Source organism: Rhodococcus sp. MT28 (genome assembly GCF_058792695.1).
On the sequence record NZ_JBXAFD010000002.1, the window covers coordinates 644,468 to 664,936 of the forward strand.

The following is a 20,469-nucleotide window of genomic DNA, read 5'->3' on the forward strand; positions in this document are numbered from 1 at the left end:
TCCTGCACTCCTGCCTGCCGACGCAAACGGACATGACACGCCCGGCCGCTAAAGTGGGGTTCGTCCGATGAGCCTGAGGAGATGACGTGCGACTACTGGTCACCGGGGGTGCCGGCTTCATCGGTGCCAATTTCGTTCATCAGACGGTGGCGACGCGTCCCGACGTGGAAGTCACGGTTCTCGACGCTCTGACCTACGCCGGAAATCGCCAGTCCCTGGCGTCCGTCGAGGACCGGATCACGTTTGTCCACGGCGACGTGGCCGACGAGTCGCTGGTCGACGATCTTGTCTCGCGCTCCGACGCAGTCGTGCACTTCGCGGCCGAAAGCCACAACGACAATTCCATCGCCGACCCCGAACCGTTTTTGCGCACCAACGTCATGGGAACCTTCTCGCTCCTGCAGGCAGTGCGTTCGCACGGGGTCCGTTATCACCACATTTCGACCGACGAGGTGTACGGCGACCTCGAACTGGATGATCCGGCGAAGTTCACGGAGACGACACCGTACAACCCGTCGAGCCCGTACTCCGCGTCCAAGGCGTCGAGTGATCTGTTCGTGCGCGCCTGGGTGCGCTCGTTCGGGATCGCGGCGACCATCTCGAACTGCTCCAACAATTACGGCCCGTACCAGCATGTGGAGAAGTTCATCCCACGCCAGATCACCAATCTGCTCGACGGAGTGCGTCCACGGTTGTACGGGGAAGGCCGCAACGTCCGCGACTGGATTCACGTCGAGGACCACAACCGCGCCGTCTGGGACATTCTGGACCGCGGAAAGTCCGGCGAGACTTATCTGATCGGCGCCGACGGTGAAACCGACAACCGGACGGTGATTGCGGCTCTGCTCGAAATTTTCGGACGCAAGCCGGACGATTTCGACTTCGTCACCGACCGCCCTGGTCACGATCTGCGGTATGCGATCGATTCGACGCGACTGCAGCAGGAACTTGGGTGGAAGCCGCAGTACCGCGATTTTCGAAGCGGACTGGAAGCCACCGTCGAGTGGTATCGCGACAACGAGCAGTGGTGGCGTCCGCAGAAGGCCGGCGTCGAGACGCAGTATTCCGCGTCCGAGAAAGTGGTCTGACCGAACGTCAGGCTTTGGTGGGGTCCGGCACCCGCGAGCGCTCGTGCACGAGTGCATTGCGCAGGCCTCGTGATCCCGACAGTGCAGCCACGACGCCGGCAAAGACCTCACAAAGGGTGAACAGCAGCCTCGACGCCAGTGCGAGGCCGAGCGCGACGCCGGCATCCATGAACGGTGAAAGCGCTGCGACGATGACGGCTTCGCGGACACCGATTCCGGACGGGACGACGAACACGAGGACGCCCGCGCACATACCGAGGGCGAGAGCGCCGATGCACTGGACGAGCCCACGGATTTCGAAGCCGGCCGAACTGGACGCGAGCAGCCACAACTGGATGCCGTAGAGCACCCAGCTTGCTGCGCACCAGCCCAACGCGAGCGCAATCTTGTGCATCGTGAGCGGCTTGTGCAGCGGCGTGCGGCGGAGCAGTTTCAGCGCGAGGTTCACCAGGCGTGTGAGCACCGGCGGGTAGGCGCAGACCAATGCGATCGGTACGAGGATGATCACGCCGACCGCTGCCGCCGTGCTGACCTCGAACAGGGCAGGTAGACCGAAGAGGCCGACGACCAGCGCCGAAGTTGTGCTCAACCCCACCGTGACCAGCACTGCGACAAAGCCTGCGGCACGGGACACACCGGCGCGCCTCACGAGTTCCGTTTGCAGAACGAAGGCCCAGACACTGCCGGGAAGGTACTTGCCGAGTTGGCCGACCAGATAAGCGCGAGCGGCGTCGAAGGCCGGAATCGGTTGTTCGAGGGCGCCGAGTGCGTGTTGCCAGGCCCGCACTGCGGCACCCATACCGAGGAAGATGAACACCGACGAGGCGGCAAGCGTCCACCAGTTCAGCTCGGTGATCGTGTTCTTGACCTCGGACCATTGGGACTTCACCGCGAAGATGATCGCGACGACGATCGCGAGGGTGACGAGGACCTTGAATCCGTTGACGAGAAGGCCGCGTAGAGCGTTCGGCTCTGCGGCCGGTTCGACGTCTTCGACCGGTTGTTCAGATTCGGGAGAGGTACTCACGCGCCTGCATCCCGCCCGTTCGTCATTTCGCAGACGATACCAACCAGGATTTGTCTCGCTAAACCACGAGCGGTTTGTCGGCGCGTTCCCGCCACCAGGTGAAGGCCTCCGACAGCGAGTCCGGAATGGCCGGTGACGTGCCGAAGCTTCCCGCGGCGTACACGGCTTCGATCGCGGCGATGTCCTCCTCCGCGATTCCCGACCGACTCATTCCGACCCGGTTGACACCGTGCAACGACACCGGGTTGCCGAAGGCCTTGGAGAAGGGCGGGACGTCCTTGACCACGACGGTTCCCATGCCGATCATGGATCCGGAGCCGACGACGCGTCGTTGGTGCGCGACAGTGTGCATGCCCAGGTTGACGCCGTCTCCGACGCTGACGTGCCCGGCAAGCGTCGTACCGGAGGACACGACGCAGCGGTCACCGATCTGCACGTCGTGCTCGATTCCCACTCTGTTCATCACGAAGCAGTCTTCGCCGATTTCGGTGCGGCGTTCGCTTCCCTGATGGACTGTGCTCAATTCGCGAATCGTCGTTCGAGCACCGATTCGAATTCCCAGACCGGCGCTGACGGACCAGGACGTCGGATGTAGAGCGCCGAGGATCTCGGGGGGAGCTCCCAAGACCGCTCCCGAGCCGATCCAGCAGTCGTCGCCGATCTCGAGCGGGCCAGTGAGTACCGCGTTCGGTCCGATCGTGACTCCCGCCCCGATCAGTACGTCGGCGCCGATCACGGCGGTCGGATGGATGTGGCAGTCGGTTCGTTCAGACATGCAGGTTCCGGAATCCTCTCGAAGTATCGAATCGTGTTTCGATACGCTTCCTGGGTTGTCGGGGTATTTCGTTCCGACGACGGTCGGATGAATCTATCGGAGGTAACTCAGTGATCGCGATATCCAGTATCTCGTTCGGGGAAGAAGTCGAGCGCGAGGTGCTGGACACTCTGCGATCGGGAATCGTCGCGCAGGGACCCAAGGTGAAGCGGCTCGAGGACGAGTTCGCGGCGCTGGTCGGAACGCGACACGCGGTGGCGGTGAACAACGGCACGACCGCATTGATCGCGGCTCTCCAGGTCCAGGATCTTCAGCCAGGTGACGAGGTTCTGACCACGCCGTTCACGTTCGTGGCCACCCTCAATGCGATTCTCGAGGCAGGCGCGACGGCGCGGTTCGCCGATATCTCCGAGTCCGATTTCAACATCGACCCGGCAGTCGCTGCCGATCGAATCGGTGACCGCACGAAGGTTCTGATGCCGGTTCATCTGTACGGACAGTCGGCTGACATGGGTTCCTTGATGCCGCTGGCATCGAAAAACGGTCTGACTGTCGTCGAGGACGCCGCTCAGGCCCACGGAGCGACGTACGACGGGCGAGGCGCCGGCAGTTTCGGTGTGGGTTGCTTCTCGTTCTATGCAACGAAGAACCTCACGACCGCCGAGGGCGGAATGATCACGACCGACGACGACGCGATCGCCGATCGACTTCGGGTCCTGCGCAACCAGGGCATGCGGGCGCGCTACCAGTACGAGATGGTCGGCCAGAACTACCGGATGACTGACCTCCAGGCGAGCTTGGCTCTGCCCCAGATGGCGACGTACATGCAGCAGGTCGAGGCGCGCCGCCGGAATGCGGAGGCCTTGCGTGTCGGCCTGAAGGACGTCGAAGGACTGATCCTGCCGAGCGAACTGTCCGGTCGTGGACATGTCTGGCATCAGTTCACCTTGCTGCTGGCCGAAGACGCACCGATCACTCGCGACCAGTTGAGTGAGCGTCTGGCCGCGAAGGACATCGGTAGCGGCATCTATTACCCGAAGGCCGTCTACGACTACGAGTGCTACCGCGAACATCCGCGCGTCGTCATCGACGAGACGCCGGTGGCCACTTCGGTCGCGTCGCGGTGCCTGAGCATCCCCGTCCACGCTGCGTTGTCCGCCGGCGACGTCGATCAGATCGTTGCCGCGGTTCGCGGCGCCATGGAGGCCTGAAAAATGACTGCTAGCAAGCCACGTATCGCTCTTGTCGGATCCGGTCAGATGGGCTCGCTGCATGCGCGGGTCATCGCGCAGTCGCCGCTGTGCGAGTTGGATCTGCTGATCGAGCCGCGCGAGGAGCAGGGCAAAGCTGTTGCTGCGCGGTTCGATACGCGTTGGGCCGCCGATTTCGACTCGCTCGACGGTATCGACGCCGTCGTGATCGCCGCTGCTACGCCGGCGCACTACGAGTTGGCCGGGCGGGTTCTCGATCTGGGGAAGCCTGTCCTGGTGGAGAAGCCGTTGGCTGCGACGTACGAGCAGAGCGTCGACCTGGTCGATCGTTCGCGCGCGTCCGGTGTTCCCCTGATATGTGGACTGCTCGAACGGTTCAATCCCGCTGTCCGCACCGCCCGTGAGTTCTCCGGCGATGTGTGGCAGGTGAACGGTATCCGCCACTCGCCGTTCGTTTCCCGCATTCCGACGGGTGTCGCGACGGACCTGCTGATTCACGATATCGACCTTGCCATCGGATTTGCCGGCTCGGAACCCAGTTTGGCAAAAGGGGAGTTCGGCTACTTTCACCCGACGTCCGTGCAGAACCGGTCGGAAGATTGCGCCGACGCCGTATTGCGCTTCGGATCAGGTGCTGTTGCAACGATTTCCGCGAGCCGGATCAGTCAGCGCAAGATTCGCCAGCTGTCGTTGCTCGAGGCCGATCGACTCATCGAGATCGATCTCCTGCGTCGCGACATCACGATCTACCGGCACATCGACGACAACATGCCCACCGATCGGGACGGCTACCAGCAGCAGACGGTCATCGAAATTCCGACGATCCGCTACAGCGAGGAACCGCTTGCCGCGCAGCTGACGCATTTCCTCGGATTGGTGCAGGGCACCGGTGACGCAGACGGTGAGCGAGCGTCGATTCTGCCCGCTCACCGCGCGGTTCACGAGGTGACGGAATCTGCGTTGGCTGCAGCGTTGTCGTCCTGACCGCTGCGTCGGCGTCGGAAGGCCCACGCTCCTTGAGACAGTGCCAGGAGCAATCCGACGCCGGCGACAGTCCAGCCGAAAGTGCTTCCGGGTGGACTGAATTCGATGGTGAGGGCAGATCCGGACGTGGCACTCGGCGGTAGATCGACCTGCAACAACCCGCCGGGGCTGGCCTTCGTCTCGACCGTCTGACCATCGACAGTCGCCGTCCAGCCCGGCCAGGCCAGTAGGGCGAATGTGACCGTGCCTGATCCGGTGTATTCGACGGTTTCCCTGGTGTCCGTAGCGGCGGCATCGCCACGTACGTCGAGACCAGGCGTCGTTGCCGATACGCGACCGTCGGGCCACTGATGCTCGGTGGTGCGATGGCCGACCGTGACCACCCGATCCGGCGATACGGTCCACGCGCCCTCGGGTAGGGCGTCGAGGGCGCGTTTTCCGCCGTACGGTCCGGAATTCTGAACGACGACCGTGTCGACTCGCATCGCGTCGAGCCAGGACACACCCGTTCCCGGCGATTCAGCGAGCAGTCGGTCGACGCCGTCCGGACACTGGACGCCGCCGTAGTAGTTCAAGCACAGTGCTTGAACGAAATCGTTGTAGCTGATTCCGGCGTAGCTGTTGACGGCATTGACTCCGGCGGGCTGCCAGGCGTTGCCGAACAGGAGGTCACCCCACTGCCCGGTTTCGTTGTCCGGCGGGATGTTGACGGGGTCGGCAATCGCGAAAGTGGTTCCCTGGTAACGGTCCTCGAACTTGGACTCCAGGAATGCCACCTGCCGGGGGAACTTCCACGGTGTCACGTTGTAGTTTCCGGTGAACCAGAAATTGGCTTGAGCACTGAGCACGACGACGATGCCGACAGCGAGGGCACCGGCGAGGTAGCGGGGCTTTCGGTAGGCCACGACCAACGCGAAGACGGTGAGAACCACGGTGATGAGCAGCGATGCCGAGTGAATGCCGATGTCTTCCGGGACATTCGACCAGGCAAGGTAGAACTGAAGTGCCAACAATCCCGCGGTGATGATTGCTCTCGCCTGGATACGGTCACGATGCAGTCCGGCAGAGAGCGCGACCGCCGTGACCACGATTGCGGGCAGTTGACCGTACTCGAGCAGTCGCGCTGGCCAACGGAACAGCCAGAGATTCGACGGTCCGAGAAGTAGTACGACGTAAATTCCGCCGAAGACGAACAGCGAGACGCTGTGGCGGCCCAACTTCTTCAGTGACTTCCATTGAATCCACGGTGCGAGCGGTATGAGGAACCAGGCCAGGTACACCAGTGGAATCGTCATGGCAGGCGAAGCGAAAGCGGTGACGTACGGCTGGTTCGACGGGCCGGAGAGGTTGAGCAGGTCACCGAGATCGGGTCGAAGCGAACCGTCGTTCGCGATTCCGGACTGAGTACGCACCGACACGCCGGTGGTGAAGAGCAACGGTAGATACACGATCAGCGACATCATGATGATCGCTGCCGCGCTGATCATCAGTGATTTGATGCTGCCTGCGCGTTTGATTGCGATGCATTCCGCTATGACAGCGAGGTAGACGACCGCGACACCGACAGCGCCGTACGGGTTTCCGGTGGTCATCGCAAGATAGCCGAAAACGATCGGTACCAGGGGGTTCACTCGGCCGAGAGCGCTGGCGCGGGTAGACCACCAGACGTGGGGGATCCAGGCGAAGGCGATCAGCCCGGACGCCCAACTGGAGGCGTCGAAATAGAGCGTGTATCCGGCGAACGGCATGGCAAATCCGGCGATGAAAGCCATCGACCGATTGGCGCCGTACTGGCGGGCCACCAGATAAACGCCTACCGCGAGAATCGCCATGAATTGCATCTTGACCAGGGTGATTCCGATTCCCAGGTTCGGAATGAGTGCAATGGCAACCGAATCCAGAAGGATCACGGGATTGTATGTCCCGTAAAGGGCTTCGGCTGTGACATTGCCGCCGGCCCACAATTCGGGAATGAGCGTCGGCCATGACCCGGACAGGATTCGCTCGCCGATCGTGTGCCAACCAGGCGTGAAAGCTGCTGCGCTGTCGTCCCAGTAGTAGAACCACCGATTGGAGATCAGTGGGATGGCGGCGACGATCGACACCAGAGCGGCGAGAAGAATTGGCGGCACCACGCGTTGTGCGAGCGGTAAGTCAGATTTCACGATGTGCTTTCGTCTTCGAGTCGATGGCTGTTGTTCGGAGCCTGGGTCGTGCTCTTTTTCTCGGAGCCTGGGCTGCGCCTTGTTTCTCGGAGCGTAGTATTCCGACGAGTTCGAACTGCAGTCGGGGAAGTAAGGAGATCGGGACGTGGCGACATCGCGAACGGAACCCGTTCGTGGGGAACCAGCTACGCCGGAACTCTCGGTGATCATCCCCGCATACAACTCAGGCGAGGTGCTGGAGTCGACGGTGCGTCAATTCGCCGAGTACTTCACCAGCCGCCCGGCCGAGAGCGCCGGTCAGGTCGAGATCATCGTCGTGGAGAACGGTTCGACGGACAACACTGCCGACGTGTGTGCTGCTCTGGCAGCTTCCTGGTCTTGGCCTGGAGTGACCTTCCTGCCGATGAACAGCGACAAAGGGATGGGCGCAGCGCTTCGCGCCGGGACGCTTGCTTCTCGTGGACGACGCGTGTTGCTCACCGCGGACGACCTTCCGTTCGGTTTCGGTGACATCGAAGGCGCCGACCGCGTGATGGCGGATCTAGGGTCCGTCCCGCCGGTGGTCATCGGTTCAAAGGCTCATTCGGACTCAGAGGTGGAACGTGGCTTGCTGCGTTCGGTGATGACGGGTGGATTCGCGACGCTGCGACGGGTGGTGCTGGGTACCCGCACGGGCGATCCCCAGGGAACTTTCATCGTCGACGGTGTCTTGCTGCGTCGAATCGCACCCTCGTTGACCGAGCGTGGCTTCCTTTTCACCACCGAATTGGACTACGCGCTCGAATTGGCTGGGGTGCGCCCGGTCGAGGTCCCGATCCGACTCAGCGACGATCATCTGGCGCACGCGAGCCGTATCTCGCCCAAGGACGTGGTCCAGATGGCGAAGGGTCTGTTGTCGCTTCGTCGGCGAAAGACCGAGCTGCGCTCCGCCGCTGCAGTGAGTAATCACGGGTAGACCTGGTGTGACTCGGTGCCCGGGGCGCCGAGGTGCGGATTCGCGATACCCTGCGGGGCGTGGATACCGTGAACACGACCGATGACCAGTCCGATTCCGGAGTCGAGTTGATCGAACGCAGCGCGACGTCGGATCGACTGCTGGCGCAGCGGACGTTGTTCACCGGAACTTCGCCCGTCGCCAGTGACGAACTGTATGCGGTGACCAAGGTCGGTATGTCGACGCGATCGCGATTCGAGTTGCGGCTTCAGCCCGGGGCCGTCGCACACACCAATACCTTCTTCGGTCGTTTTCCGGCCAGCTACTGGCAGCGCTGGACCAACGTCACCGAGGTCACTGTCACCGCGCATGTCGTGGCCGATACCGCTTGCCGCATCCAGATCCAGGCCTCGGACATCGGTGGTCACCGCCGGATCGTGACGAACGTCGTCGTGACCGGCGACGAGCGAGTGTCCATGACCGCCCCGCTCGATACTTTCGTCGACGGCGGGGCACTGTGGCTGCAGTTCGAAGCGCAGGGTGGCGGCGCAGTGGTCGACGATGTGGAATGGACCGTCGTCTCGCCGGAGTCGATTCGCCCGGTAGCCGTGGCGATCTGCACGTTCAATCGTGCGGACGACTGTGCGCGCACGGTCGAGGCCCTCGCGTCCGACGAGCGTGTACTCGCGTTGCTCGACGCTCTGTACGTCGTCGATCAGGGAACGGATCCGGTAGAGAGCCGTGAGCTGTTCCAGGAAGTGTCGAAGAAGTTCGGTTCGCGGTTGCAGTATCTGCGGCAGGCGAACCTAGGTGGTGCGGGCGGGTTCACGCGGGGCTTGTACGAAGCTTCGGCGGCCGGACCGCACGCCGACGTGATCTTGATGGACGATGACATTCTGTGCGAACCCGAATCGGTTCTTCGACTGAGTGCGTTCGCGAACATGACGACGGAGCCGGCTTTGATCGGCGCCCAGATGCTCTTTCTGTTCAACCCCGACTACCTGCTGGCTTCGGGTGAACGCGTCGATCTGGGCACCCTGCAGCGTGGTGTACCGACCGATGAGCACGGTGTTCGCAACCGGAGTGTGCTCGAGAAACTGCCGGAACGCCGCGTGGACGCCGAATACAACGGCTGGTGGTCTTGCCTGATCCCTGCCGAAGCCATCGAGCGGATCGGCTTGCCACTGCCGGTCTTCTTCCAGTGGGACGACGTCGAGTACAGCTTGCGGGCCGGGCGGGCCGGGATTCCCACCATCACGTTGCCGTCGGCTGCTGTCTGGCATGCGGACTTCTATTGGAAGGACGTCGACGGTTTCGCGCACTACTTCAGTACGCGCAACGGACTGATCACCGCTGCGCTTGACCCAGGGTTTGCACCCAAAACCCTCGCGAAGCAGCTCTCCCGCGACATTTCGCATTCGATCGTGGGTTTGCAGTACGGCCTTGCGCACACGCAACTCCGGGCAATCGAGGGATTCCTCGAGGGGCCGGAAGGTTTGGCGGACGGTGGGCAGGAGGCGCTTGCCGCGATCAACCAGGAACGTAAGCGCTTCCCCGAGACGGTAACTCGCCCGGCGTCGGAGTTGCCGGGCAGGCTGCCGATCCGCCGCGTTGCGCCCAGCCCGAAACCCGGTTTGTGGACGGACCTCGTTCTGGCGAAACGCGCTGTGATGCAGGCTCGCAATCACCTCGAGCGAGGTCCGGTGGCGATTTCGTACGAGGACGCGCAGTGGTGGCACGTCGGACGTTTCGATCACGTCTTCGTCACCGATGCTTCGCAGGGAGGCGTGCGTGAACGCCGCTTCGACAGCGAGAAGGCCGCCGAGATGAGCGGCCGCCTCGCCGGCGTCATGAAGCGGTTCCTCGCCGAAGCGCCAAGTGTGGCTGAAGCATTCGCTCGCGAGTTCCCGCAGCTCACCAGCCGCGAGAACTGGGCTCGACTGTACGAAAAGTGAGCCTCAGCGCACTATCTTGGCGATGACCTGCTCGTTGTCGACGGTGTACCCGAGGTATTCGAACGAGATGCCGGTGCGTGTGACGAACTCCGTCCACGCCCGGTACTCGTGCTGCTGCCACCCGGGATAGTTGAAGAATTCGTCGAAGACGACGATCGACCCGGGTACCAGGCGGTCGCCGAGGAGATCGAGCACCGTCTTGGTGGACGAGTAGAGATCGGCGTCGAGGTGCAGGAACGCAACGGGGCCGGGTTCGTCGTTCAGGAACGAGGGCAAGGTGTCCTCGAAGAGGCCCGGAACAAGTTGCGCTCCAGGTACTTCGGGGACTGATTCCTGAGCGAACTCACCAACCGGGAACCCGGTGCGCCAGGTCTCCGGAAGGCCGGAGAACACGTCGAAACCCGCGACGGTTCCCTCGCGTTCGGTGAATGCCTCCGCGATGATCCTGAGTGTGGTTCCGCTGGCAACGCCGAATTCGAGTGCCATGCCGGGTATTTCGATCAAGCTCAGTGCATGGCGCAGCGTGTCGTGCGGGTGGCCGAATGTCTCCGCGACGCGAAGGTGTTCGAGGATGAACTCGGCAGTCGACGCTGTCGCTTCCAGATCCACGGCGTAGGCCAGATCCCGACGCTGGCGAAATTCCAGCTCGTCGATCCTGGACCGGAGGCCCGCGATGTCACCGCGGGCCTCGGCCAGTTCGTCACGTGAGAGTGCCAGCGCGTCGAGGATCTGTTGCGTGCGATCTGCGTTGCGCCGGTCGGCGGCCTCGACCACCTCGGATACCGCACGCTGAAGCTTGGTTCTGGCGCTGGAACGGAACTGCTCGAACATGGCAACCTCTCGTCGGGATCACCCCCATGCTGCCAGGCTTTGTTCGCTACCGGTCCCGACCGCGGTAGTGACTCTTGAGTTGTCGGGAGATCACCTTGATCTCCCGCGTCCTCTCTGCCTGCAGACGAGCATCGCTTCGCGCGGCGTTCCATGCATTCTCTCGCTGTAGTTTCCGGTAGCTCGCGAGCCTCCGCTCATCGATATCGCCACGCCCGAGTGCGCTCAGGACTGCGCATCCCGGCTCGGAGTTGTGTGCGCAATCGGAGAACCGGCACTCTGCAATCAGCTCCTCGATCTCGGGGAACGTCTTCTCGATCCCCTCCGCCGCGTTCCACATGCCGACCCCTCGCAGGCCGGGTGTGTCGATCAGTGTCCGGCCGCCGGAGAATGAGATCAACTCTCTGGTGACGGTGGTGTGGCGTCCCTTTCCGTCACCGGTCCGAACGCGACCGGTCTCGAGTCGATCGGCGTCTGTGGTGTCCGCGAGGAGGGCGTTCGCGAGCGTCGACTTACCGGCGCCTGATGGACCGAGTATCGCCACGGTGCCGTCCAGAACTGCATCGAGTACATCCATTCCTTCGTTGGTCTCGGCACTGACGGCCAGCACTGTTGCGCCGGGCGCAATGGCAGTGACCTCGGCGAGAGTGTCGGAGATATAGTGAGCTGCATCCGATTTGGTGAGTGCGACGACAGGGGTTGCACCACTTTCCCAGGCGAGTGCGAGTAGTCGCTCGATGCGCCCGAGATCGACGTCGCCGTCCGAAGCCGTGGCGATGACGACGGTGTCGACATTGGCCGCCAGAATCTGGCCTTCCGATTTTCCGGATGCCGAGGATCGAACGATGCTGCTTGATCGGGGGAGTATCGAAGTGACCGTGTGCATCTCGGGTTCGCGTGAGTCCCGTAACTCGGCCACGGCGACCCAGTCACCCGTACAGAGTGGATCGCTGCCGCTGAGTGCGCGAACTGTGCCTTCGGCGACGGCCACGTCACACCGCCCCCGGTCGACGCGAAGAACGCGCCCGGGTGCGGAGTCCGGTGGGGCCAGGGCAGTGAATGTGTTCGAGAGTGTTGCGTTCCAACCGTATTCGGTCAGGGGCGCGCTGTTTTCCGGCATGGTGAGTGTGTCCTCGAGTACGAAGAAGTGTGAATGTTGACGGTGCTGAAACTGCGGAACACGACAGTCATCAATACTCACTCCTCGAAAATCTCAGGACGCACCATGCGTCGGATCAGAATCGTCTCAGCCGCAGACGCGACTGTGCAACTGAATTAACTCGGGGCGGCCGACTTAACTCGGACGTTCGAACTTCTCTTCCCGGCCGAGCTTGCGCAATCGCATCCACTCGCGCAGTCCGGCCGGATCGCGGCGTGTGATCAGGAAGTACCAGCCGAACCGAACCCATTCCTGCGGAAGCAGTTTCCGCATTCCCGGTTGGGAGAGGATGTATCCACGGTTGCGGTACGTGAAGTAGCGCTTCGTGTCGTTGTCGGGGTACTGCGTGTGCATGCGTCCGCCGAGGATCGGCTTGAACTCGTCCGCGCCGTTGGGGTGGACATAAGCAGTTTGCAGGCAGGTACCGAACTTCAGGCCGGAGCGCACGAGGCGACGGTGTACCTCGACCTCGTCGCCGCGGACGAACAGGCGTAGATCCGGAACTCCGACGGCATCGATCGCGTCGGCGGTGAACAGTGCGCCGTTGAAGAGGGACGCGATGCCGGGCAGGAGATCCTCGTCGCCGAGCTCGGAACGCAACCGGCGCCACGACGTGCCGCGGCGAAGTGGGAAGGCAAGGCGGTCGGGGTCGTCGATGTCGCAGACGACGGGGGAGACCTCGGCCAGGTCGTTCCGAATTGCACAGTCGAGCAGTGTTTCCAGGACCTCAGGCCCCTCCGGGCGGCCGTCGTCGTCGGCGAGCCAGACGCGGTCGGCGCCGAGTGAAAGCGCGTAGAGAATGCCAAGAGCAAATCCTCCGGCACCGCCGAGGTTGTGCTGAGAACCGATGTAACTGGTCGGCAGTGGAGCGTTGTCGACGAGCTCTTTCACATCGGCTTCGTCGGCATTGTCGACGACAACCAGATGATCGAGCGGACGCGACTGGGTGCTGAGAACCTTCAAGGATTCGGCCAGCAGTTCACGACGCTTGTGAGTGACGACGACCCCGATGATTTTCTCGGGTGCGCTCACGGGGTGTTCTCCCGTTCCATTTCCTTGATCACGTGGCGCACATGTTCGGCGGCGTCATCACCTTCGTAGGCGCGCACGACGTCTTCGATGTCGCCTTGCATGCGGATCTGGCCGTGGTCGATCCACATCGCACTGTTGCACAGCTGAGCGAGGAATTCGTTGGAGTGGCTGGCGAACACCAGGATGCCGGAGCGTTCCACCAACTTCTGCAGCCGGATGCGAGCCTTCTTCATGAATTCCGCGTCGACGGCACCGATGCCCTCGTCGAGAAGCAAGATCTCGGGATCGATACTGGTAACGACGCCCATGGCAACGCGAACGCGCATACCGGTGGAGTAGGTGCGCAGCGGCATGGAGAGGTATTCACCGAGTTCGGTGAATTCGGCGATCTCGTCCATCTTCGCGAGCATCTGCTTGCGGGTCTGACCAAGGAACAGGCCGCGGATGATGATGTTCTCGTACCCGGAGATTTCCGGGTCCATGCCGACACCGAGGTCGAAGACGGGTGCGACGCGTCCGCGAATGCTGGCGGATCCCCGGGTCGGTTCGTAGATTCCGGAGAGCAGGCGCAGCAGGGTGGATTTGCCGGCGCCGTTGTGGCCGACGAGCCCGATGCGGTCGCCTTCCTTGAGCGTCATCGTGATGTCGCGGAGCGCTTCGACGACGACGACATCGGAGTCGTTGCGGCCGATGGATCCTCCGGCCTTGCCGAGGAAGGCCTTCTTGAGCGAGCGGGATTTCGCGTCGAAGATCGGGAAGTCGACGCACGCGTTCTGCGTGTGGATGCTGACTGGCTGACTCATGTGTTTCCTCTAGACCCAGTAGGGCACGCGTGCCCGGTACTTGCGGAGTGCCAGAATCGCGACGGCCCAGCCGACGACGGTGAAGGCGATGACGATGTACCAGTGGTATGCCTGCTGGTCGGCCCCGATGAGTGGTGCTCGGATGATCTCGAGGTAGTGGTACAGCGGGTTGAGCTCGGCGAGTCGCACGCGCCCTGCGGCTTCTGGACTTTGATCCTTGAGAGCCTGCGTCGTCCACATGATCGGCGTCAGCACGAACAGCAGCAGGGTGAGGCTGCCGAGGATGGGGGCGATGTCGCGGTACCGGGTGGAGAAGATACCGAAGACGATCGAGACCCACAGCGTGTTCGCGACGATCAGCACGAATGCCGGTATTGCCGCGAGCGCCGTCCAGCTCATGTTCTGCCAGATACTGAACGCGAACAGAAGAACTATGTAGATCGCGAAGTTGTGCGCGAAGAACAGCACCTGACGCCAAACCAGGCGATATACGTGCACACTCAACGCCGACGGCAACTGCTTGATCAGGCCCTCGTTGGCGATGAAGACCTCGGACCCTTCGAGAATGCTTGCACTGATCAGGTTCCACACGATCAGCCCGACCGTGACGTACGGCAGGAACTCCTTGAGCGGAATGTTCAGCAACGCGGAGTACAGAAGACCCATCGCGGCGGCCTGAACGCCGGTGGCGATCGTGATCCAGAACGGACCGATCACCGACCGGCGGTAGCGCTGTTTGATGTCCTGCCAGCCGAGGCTGAGCCACAACTCACGCTGATTCAGACCGTCGCGAAGGTCTTTGAACGCACGACGGAACGTCTGGGAGTCGGACACGGGCGCGGGTGCGCCCGGCGTCTCGGATTCGATTGCGGATGCTGACACGGAGGTCGAGCCTACCGGCCTGGCGTCGGAGCCGGTTTTCCCGCGGACTTCGTGGTGGTCCGAGTTACAGATACTGGCCGGTTCCTGGGCTCTGTTGGTCCGGATGGGCAGGCGAATGCGGAGCCCCGATGCTCATGCCGGGAGGCAGTGCGCCCTGCCGCATTTGTTCGAGCTGGGCGCGCGCTGCCATCTGCTGCGCGAACAGTGCGGTTTGAATTCCGTGGAACAGTCCTTCGAGCCAGCCGACGAGTTGGGCCTGCGCGATTCGCAGTTCGGCGTCGGAGGGAATGGAGTCGTCGGTGAACGGGAGGCTCAGTCGCTCGAGTTCTTCACGGAGTTCGGGTGCCAGGCCTTGTTCCAGTTCTCGGATGGACGAGGTGTGGATGTCCTTGAGGCGCTTGCGGCTGGCGTCGTCGAGCGGCGCGGCGCGCACTTCTTCCAAGAGTTGTTTGATCATCGTGCCGATTCGCATGACCTTGGCCGGCTGCTCGACCATCTCGGCGACGGACTCGGCTTCGGATTCCGCGCCTTCGGTGGTGCCGGATGTGGAGGCCTCTGCCTCGGCCGCCGGCATCGCGACGGGTCGACCGTCGGGTCCGATAACGAGTACCTGCTCTTTGTCGGGGTTCGTCATGCTTCCATCTTGTCGTGTGTGGGCGACAAACGCCGCGTAACCCCCAAAAAGTTAGCTATCGAATAACTGTACTGACGGGTAATTAGGTGACTGCCTTCGACTAAGCGGGCGTCTGCACCTAGAGTGTCGAGCATGGCTTACGACGTTGCCCGCGTACGGGGGTTGATTCCCTCACTCGGTGACGGCTGGATCCACCTCGATCCGCAGGCCGGAATGCAGATCCCGGACGCCGTCTCGCGGACGGTCTCCACCGCGTTCCGGGCCTCTGCATCTTCTTCCTCCGGTCGCCACGTCTCGAACCGTCGTAGTGCTGCCATTCTCGAGAGTGCGCGCACCGCGGTCGCCGATCTGGTCGGCGGAGATCCTGCGGGAGTCGTTCTCGGATCAGACCGAGCGGTGTTGTTGGCTTGGCTCGCCGAGTCGCTCAGTTCGCGGTTGGGTCTCGGAACCGGTCTCGTACTCTCGCGCCTCGACGAAGAGGCGAACGTCGCGCCCTGGCTTCGTGTGGCCAGTCGCTACGGCGCTCAGGTGCGATGGGCAGAGGTCGAAATCGAAACGTGTGAGCTCCCGAGTTGGCAGTTCAACGATCTCATCACCTCGACCACTCGCTTGGTGGCCTTGACGGCCGCATCGCCGGTCGTCGGTTCGGCTCCGAACGTCCGTGCCGCAGCTGATCGTCTGCACGAATTCGGCGGACTGATGGTGGTCGACGCCGTCGGTGCAGCGCCATATGCGCATGTGGACATGGCTGATCTCGGGGCGGACATCGTTGCCGTCAGCGCGCCGTCGTGGGGCGGTCCACAGGTGGGCGCACTCGTCTTCCGCGATCCCGGACTGCTCGACCGGATTCCGGCCGTGTCGCTCAACCCGTACGCGCGTGGCGCCGAGCGACTCGAGGTGGGCGGTCATCAGTTCGCGCTGCTGTCCGGTCTCACGTCGTCGATCGATTTCCTGGCGGGCTTGGACGAATCGGCAACGGGAACCAGGCGTGAGCGCCTCGAAACCTCGATCAGCTCGCTGCAGGACTACCAGGACGGTCTGTTCGATCACCTCATGCGTTCTCTCGCAGCCCTGCCCAACGTGATGGTGATCGGCGGCGCACCCACGCGGGTGCCGACGCTCAGTTTCACACTCGAAGGGATGGCGGCAGACAAGGTCGCGGCGCACCTGGCCGACAAGCGCATCGCGACGGTCAGCGGTACGCATGGTGGTTCCAGGCTGCTCGACGCCCTCGGTGTCAACGACGAAGGCGGCGCGGTCACCGTCGGCCTTGCGCCGTATACGACGCGGTACGAGATCAATCAGCTGGTCGCCGAACTCGGCGCCCTGGGCTGATCGATCCCGCTCGGCTCACTTCACGGTGAGGATGACCTTGCCTACGGTTTCCGGCGAATCCAGCAACTGATGGGCTAATGGCGCCTCGGTGATCGGAAGTTCGGTCGACACGATCGGTTGAACCGATCCGTCTGCGATCAACGGCCACAACTTCGCACGGACGTCGGCGACGATGTCCGCTTTACCGCCTGGGCCGGTGAGCGGACGCCCGCGCAGGCCCGTCGACGTGATGTTTCCGCGCTTTCCCATCAGCTTGGCGATGTCGACTTCGCCCTTGCGGCCACCCTGCATTCCGATGATCACGACGTGGCCGTCCATGGCGAGTGCGTCGACGTTGCGCCCGAGGTACGACGCTCCCATGTTGTCCAGAACCACGTCGGCGCCGTGGTTGTCGGTGGCTTCGGCGAGTGATGCTACGAAGTCGCTGTCGCGATAGTTGATGAGAATATCCGCGCCCAATTCGCGGCAGCGGTTCAATTTGTCCTCCGAACCCGCGGTAACTGCGACGCGGGCGCCGAGGGCTTTGCCGACCTGGATGGCGTGGGTGCCGATTCCGCCGCCACCGCCATGGACGAGTAGTACCTGTCCGCGTCGTAGGCCGCCGCGCATCACGACGTTCGACCACACCGTGCACGCAACTTCCGGCAGGGACGCTGCGACACGGAGATCGACGCCCGCGGGAACCGGGAGAAGTTGTGTTGCCGGGACCGCGACCTTCTCGGCGTAACCGCCGCCGGCCAGCAGTGCGCAGACTTCGTCGCCGACGGACCAACCCGTGACGTCTTCGCCGAGTTCGGTGATCACACCCGAGCATTCGAGGCCGAGAATGTCACTCGCGCCGGGCGGCGGCGGGTAGAAGCCTTGACGTTGGAGCAGGTCGGCGCGGTTGACTGCGGTCGCGGCGACCTCGACGAGTACGTGCCCGCGAGGTAGTTCAGGATCGGGCTGTTGCGCCCATTTCATGACCTCGGGACCGCCGGGCTGATCGATCGTTATGGCGTACATGGATACGACGCTAGCGAATCTCCCCGCTGACGGGTGTTTTGCCGCTACCGTCGCGGACGTGACTTACTTCGGGAACATGCAGAACGAGATCTATCTGACGGGACTGAGCGGCGCGAAGCCGGCTTTGCCGATGACTGCGGCAGGCTTGGAAGATGCCGCGCGCGAGCAACTCTCACCGGAGGCCTTCGGGTACATCGCCGGTAGCGCGTCGACCGAACGGACCGCGGTGTCGAATCTGCGGGCGTTCGACAAGCATGCGATCGTGCCGCGGATGTTGCGGGGGACTGCGGCGCCCGACGCACGCGACCTGAGCGTCGAGGTGTTGGGGACGAGGTTGGCTGCACCGATCCTGACGGCTCCGGTGGGCGTGCTCGGCTTGGTCCACGACGACGCCGAGGTTGCGGTCGGTTCGGTCACCGCCGAGTTGGGGATCGGATCGATTCTCTCGACGGCGGCATCCTCGACCATCGAAGACGTAGCGGCGGCCTCCGGCGAGAACTGGTGGTACCAGCTGTACTGGCCGGCCGACGACGAACTTGCCGAGTCGTTTGTCCGCCGAGCGGAGACGGCGGGCGCGAAGGCTATCGTCCTGACTGCCGACACTCCCGGTATGGGTTGGCGTCCAAGGGATCTCGAACTCGGTCACCTTCCGTTCCTGCAGGCGAAGGGTATTGCCAACTACCTGTCGGATCCGGTGTTCCGCGCCAAACTGGCGACGCCGCCCGAGGAGAGCGCAGAAGCGCTGCAGATCGCGGTTCTCACGTGGGTGTCGTTGTTCGGCAATCATGCGGTGCGGATTGCCGATATCGCGAAACTTCGCCAGTGGACGACACTTCCGATCGCGGTGAAGGGAATTGTCCATCCCGACGACGCACGTGAGGCCGTCGCAGCCGGCGCCAACGGCATTGTCGTGAGCAACCATGGTGGGCGTCAAGTTGACGGGTCGATTTCGGCACTCGATGCTCTCGGTCCCGTCGCTGATGCGGTGGGGCATGAGGTGGACATCCTGATGGACTCCGGAATTCGTTGTGGCGCAGACGTAATCAAGGCTCTGGCCTTGGGTGCCGACGCAGTGCTGTACGGGCGGCCGTGGGTGTACGGGTTGGGATTGGCCGGAGCGGACGGAGTGCGTCATGCATTGCGCAGTCTCCTGGCCGACCTGGATCTCACTATGGGACTGGCGGGGCTGGCATCGGTTGCCGAAATCGACCGTTCGATCCTGATGTCCAATTCGTGACTTTAGGGTGAGTCTTACTGTGACGGGCGGACACAGGTCTAAACTTGGAACCTGTGACAGCTGAAGCGACAACCGAGGAGACATCGCAGGCGGCGCACGGTGAGACACCGTGGCTGACGCCATGCGAGATGCGTGCATGGCGCGGCTACATGGACGGTAATCAGCGCCTCATGGAGGTTCTCAACCGCGAACTGCAGGATTCACACGACCTGTCGTTGGCCGATTACCGCATTTTGGTCATGCTCTCGGAGTCAGCTGACGGGTCGTTGCGGATGAGTGACCTGGCAGACGGCGTGCTGTCTTCGCGGAGTCGCCTCACGCACCAGATCAGGCGGATGGAATCTCAGGGCATCGTCGTGCGAGACACCTGCGTCGAAGATGGTCGCGGCGTGCTCGCGCGGATCACGGAAGAGGGTAGGCGTCGCCTCGCCGAGGCAGCGCCTACTCACGTGGCCGGGGTGCGGAACAATCTGGTCGATCTGCTGACTCCCCAGGAACTGGACGTGCTGGCAGACGTCTTCGAGAAGGTCGACAAAGCCATCGGCGAGCGCTGACTTCTGGAGCCGTTTTCGCGGTCCGTGGGAACACCCGATAGGATCGCCCACGGAAGCGTGGCAGAGCGGCCGAATGCACTCGCCTTGAAAGCGAGCGTGGCGTTAAACCCACCGGGGGTTCAAATCCCTCCGCTTCCGCCAAATGTTCGTTGTTCAAACCCAGCCCGCGCGAAAGCGTGGGCTGGGTTTTTTCGTGCCCTACGAAGCGCAGGAGCGTCGAGGAGTCGGATGTGTAGCAATCTTTGCCGCCCTGGGGTCGCCGGGTGAAGCAATGGCTTCGCCACTTCGGTGCTACGTCCGATGTTGCGGCAATCTGCCGGTTCTCGTTGTGCTGTGGTGAACGATCAGCCATTGCGGCGCTCGGCGACGAGAGTTCCAGGTGATCGCATCGTGCGGCTGGTGGTCAATTCGATTCCCTCCTTGGCTAGATGGGCTCGTGGTTTACGCGGCCTCCTTGCGCTTGGTGTCCGAATGAGCTGCGCGCCACCAATTAACTGTTGACCGTTCAATAAGTTTGCGTGGCCATATCGCCAGAGACCACGTTGCATTCAATCTGCTGAAATGCTCCGGATCGTGCCTTGTTTGCACGTTTGCTCGACTGTCACCAATGGGCGGATGGTCCAAGTTTGGTGACCAGTCCGGGCCCCAAACCCACTGTCAGTCCACGTCAACAAGCTGCGAACCAGCTTGCCGAAGCGCACGGGGACGTGCCTGCCGGTTTCACCGGCAATGTGCCGATCCCGCCAGATCCGAACGAGCCCGACGAACCGATCGTTCCCGCAAAAAGTATGGGACACCGCGTGGGGTGTCGGGGAAAGTGCCGTCGACACAACAGTCGATAGCGTCGGAACGCTCGGAGAC

The 20,469-nt window shown here is 62.8% G+C and carries 18 protein-coding genes and 1 tRNA gene; 9 read left to right on the forward strand and 10 right to left on the reverse strand.

The window, feature by feature from the left end:
• The first annotated feature begins 86 nt into the window (after positions 1-86).
• Entirely contained in the window at positions 87-1,088 is a 1,002-nt protein-coding gene (gene rfbB / locus AC1Q6C_RS11260) for a dTDP-glucose 4,6-dehydratase (RefSeq protein WP_492666621.1), read from the forward strand.
• Between the two features lie 7 nt (positions 1,089-1,095).
• Here the strand turns inward: rfbB and AC1Q6C_RS11265 are convergent, their stop codons facing one another.
• Positions 1,096-2,115, reverse strand: coding sequence for a lysylphosphatidylglycerol synthase transmembrane domain-containing protein (locus tag AC1Q6C_RS11265; RefSeq protein ID WP_058038039.1), 1,020 nt, complete (start codon positions 2,113-2,115; stop codon positions 1,096-1,098).
• 58 nt (positions 2,116-2,173) lie between these two features.
• Positions 2,174-2,890 carry a DapH/DapD/GlmU-related protein gene (locus AC1Q6C_RS11270; protein WP_054831530.1) on the reverse strand — a complete coding sequence of 239 codons (717 nt, stop codon included), beginning with the start codon at positions 2,888-2,890 and terminating at the stop codon, positions 2,174-2,176.
• Positions 2,891-3,000: 110 nt separating this feature from the next.
• Between AC1Q6C_RS11270 and AC1Q6C_RS11275 the strand changes: the two genes are divergently transcribed.
• Positions 3,001-4,101, forward strand: coding sequence for a DegT/DnrJ/EryC1/StrS family aminotransferase (locus tag AC1Q6C_RS11275; protein ID WP_230359384.1), 1,101 nt, complete (start codon positions 3,001-3,003; stop codon positions 4,099-4,101).
• A gap of 3 nt (positions 4,102-4,104) precedes the next feature.
• Positions 4,105-5,085: a Gfo/Idh/MocA family protein gene (locus AC1Q6C_RS11280; RefSeq protein ID WP_230359385.1), complete on the forward strand. Its 981-nt coding sequence runs from the start codon at positions 4,105-4,107 to the stop codon at positions 5,083-5,085.
• Here the strand turns inward: AC1Q6C_RS11280 and AC1Q6C_RS11285 are convergent.
• Positions 5,040-7,250, reverse strand: coding sequence for a glycosyltransferase family protein (locus AC1Q6C_RS11285; protein ID WP_230359386.1), 2,211 nt, complete (start codon positions 7,248-7,250; stop codon positions 5,040-5,042). The genes AC1Q6C_RS11280 and AC1Q6C_RS11285 overlap by 46 nt on opposite strands.
• A 145-nt stretch (positions 7,251-7,395) precedes the next feature.
• On the opposite strand from AC1Q6C_RS11285, the gene AC1Q6C_RS11290 reads away from it, so the two are divergent.
• Positions 7,396-8,205 carry a glycosyltransferase gene (locus tag AC1Q6C_RS11290; protein ID WP_230359387.1) on the forward strand — a complete coding sequence of 270 codons (810 nt, stop codon included), beginning with the start codon at positions 7,396-7,398 and terminating at the stop codon, positions 8,203-8,205.
• A 68-nt stretch (positions 8,206-8,273) separates the two neighbouring features.
• The gene (locus AC1Q6C_RS11295) at positions 8,274-10,139 is read left to right on the forward strand and encodes a glycosyltransferase (RefSeq protein WP_007731783.1); all 1,866 of its coding nucleotides are present in this window, start codon (positions 8,274-8,276) and stop codon (positions 10,137-10,139) included.
• A gap of 3 nt (positions 10,140-10,142) precedes the next feature.
• On the opposite strand, the gene AC1Q6C_RS11300 is transcribed toward AC1Q6C_RS11295, so the two are convergent.
• The 6 genes from AC1Q6C_RS11300 to AC1Q6C_RS11325 all read right to left on the reverse strand — a co-directional run bounded on the left by AC1Q6C_RS11300 (position 10,143) and on the right by AC1Q6C_RS11325 (position 15,477).
• Positions 10,143-10,970: a TylF/MycF/NovP-related O-methyltransferase gene (locus tag AC1Q6C_RS11300; protein ID WP_158170233.1), complete on the reverse strand. Its 828-nt coding sequence runs from the start codon at positions 10,968-10,970 to the stop codon at positions 10,143-10,145.
• A gap of 46 nt (positions 10,971-11,016) precedes the next feature.
• Entirely contained in the window at positions 11,017-12,087 is a 1,071-nt protein-coding gene (gene rsgA, locus AC1Q6C_RS11305; RefSeq protein WP_020968136.1) for a ribosome small subunit-dependent GTPase A, read from the reverse strand.
• 174 nt (positions 12,088-12,261) lie between these two features.
• Positions 12,262-13,158 (reverse strand): galactofuranosyltransferase GlfT1, encoded by an 897-nt coding sequence (gene glfT1, locus AC1Q6C_RS11310; RefSeq protein ID WP_007731778.1) that lies wholly within the window; start codon positions 13,156-13,158, stop codon positions 12,262-12,264.
• Positions 13,155-13,961 carry a galactan export ABC transporter ATP-binding subunit Wzt/RfbE gene (gene wzt / locus AC1Q6C_RS11315; protein ID WP_007731776.1) on the reverse strand — a complete coding sequence of 269 codons (807 nt, stop codon included), beginning with the start codon at positions 13,959-13,961 and terminating at the stop codon, positions 13,155-13,157. Before wzt ends, glfT1 begins: the two co-directional genes overlap by 4 nt.
• Before the next feature lie 9 nt (positions 13,962-13,970).
• Positions 13,971-14,843, reverse strand: coding sequence for a galactan export ABC transporter permease subunit Wzm/RfbD (gene wzm / locus AC1Q6C_RS11320; protein ID WP_020968137.1), 873 nt, complete (start codon positions 14,841-14,843; stop codon positions 13,971-13,973).
• Positions 14,844-14,907: 64 nt separating this feature from the next.
• Positions 14,908-15,477 carry a bacterial proteasome activator family protein gene (locus AC1Q6C_RS11325; RefSeq protein WP_003943894.1) on the reverse strand — a complete coding sequence of 190 codons (570 nt, stop codon included), beginning with the start codon at positions 15,475-15,477 and terminating at the stop codon, positions 14,908-14,910.
• A gap of 132 nt (positions 15,478-15,609) precedes the next feature.
• On the opposite strand from AC1Q6C_RS11325, the gene AC1Q6C_RS11330 reads away from it, so the two are divergent.
• Entirely contained in the window at positions 15,610-16,812 is a 1,203-nt protein-coding gene (locus AC1Q6C_RS11330) for a cysteine desulfurase-like protein (RefSeq protein ID WP_007731767.1), read from the forward strand.
• Between the two features lie 15 nt (positions 16,813-16,827).
• On the opposite strand, the gene AC1Q6C_RS11335 is transcribed toward AC1Q6C_RS11330, so the two are convergent.
• Positions 16,828-17,817 carry an NAD(P)H-quinone oxidoreductase gene (locus AC1Q6C_RS11335; RefSeq protein WP_007731765.1) on the reverse strand — a complete coding sequence of 330 codons (990 nt, stop codon included), beginning with the start codon at positions 17,815-17,817 and terminating at the stop codon, positions 16,828-16,830.
• Here AC1Q6C_RS11335 and AC1Q6C_RS11340 point away from each other — a divergent pair.
• The 3 genes from AC1Q6C_RS11340 to AC1Q6C_RS11350 all read left to right on the forward strand — a co-directional run bounded on the left by AC1Q6C_RS11340 (position 17,816) and on the right by AC1Q6C_RS11350 (position 19,749).
• On the forward strand, positions 17,816-19,054 hold the full coding sequence (locus tag AC1Q6C_RS11340; RefSeq protein ID WP_044480920.1) for a lactate 2-monooxygenase: 1,239 nt from the start codon (positions 17,816-17,818) through the stop codon (positions 19,052-19,054). The genes AC1Q6C_RS11335 and AC1Q6C_RS11340 overlap by 2 nt on opposite strands.
• Before the next feature lie 128 nt (positions 19,055-19,182).
• A complete protein-coding gene (locus AC1Q6C_RS11345) occupies positions 19,183-19,608 on the forward strand; it encodes a MarR family winged helix-turn-helix transcriptional regulator (protein ID WP_020968140.1) in 426 nt (141 codons plus the stop codon).
• A gap of 51 nt (positions 19,609-19,659) precedes the next feature.
• Positions 19,660-19,749, forward strand: a tRNA-Ser gene (locus AC1Q6C_RS11350).
• The last annotated feature ends 720 nt before the right edge of the window (positions 19,750-20,469 follow it).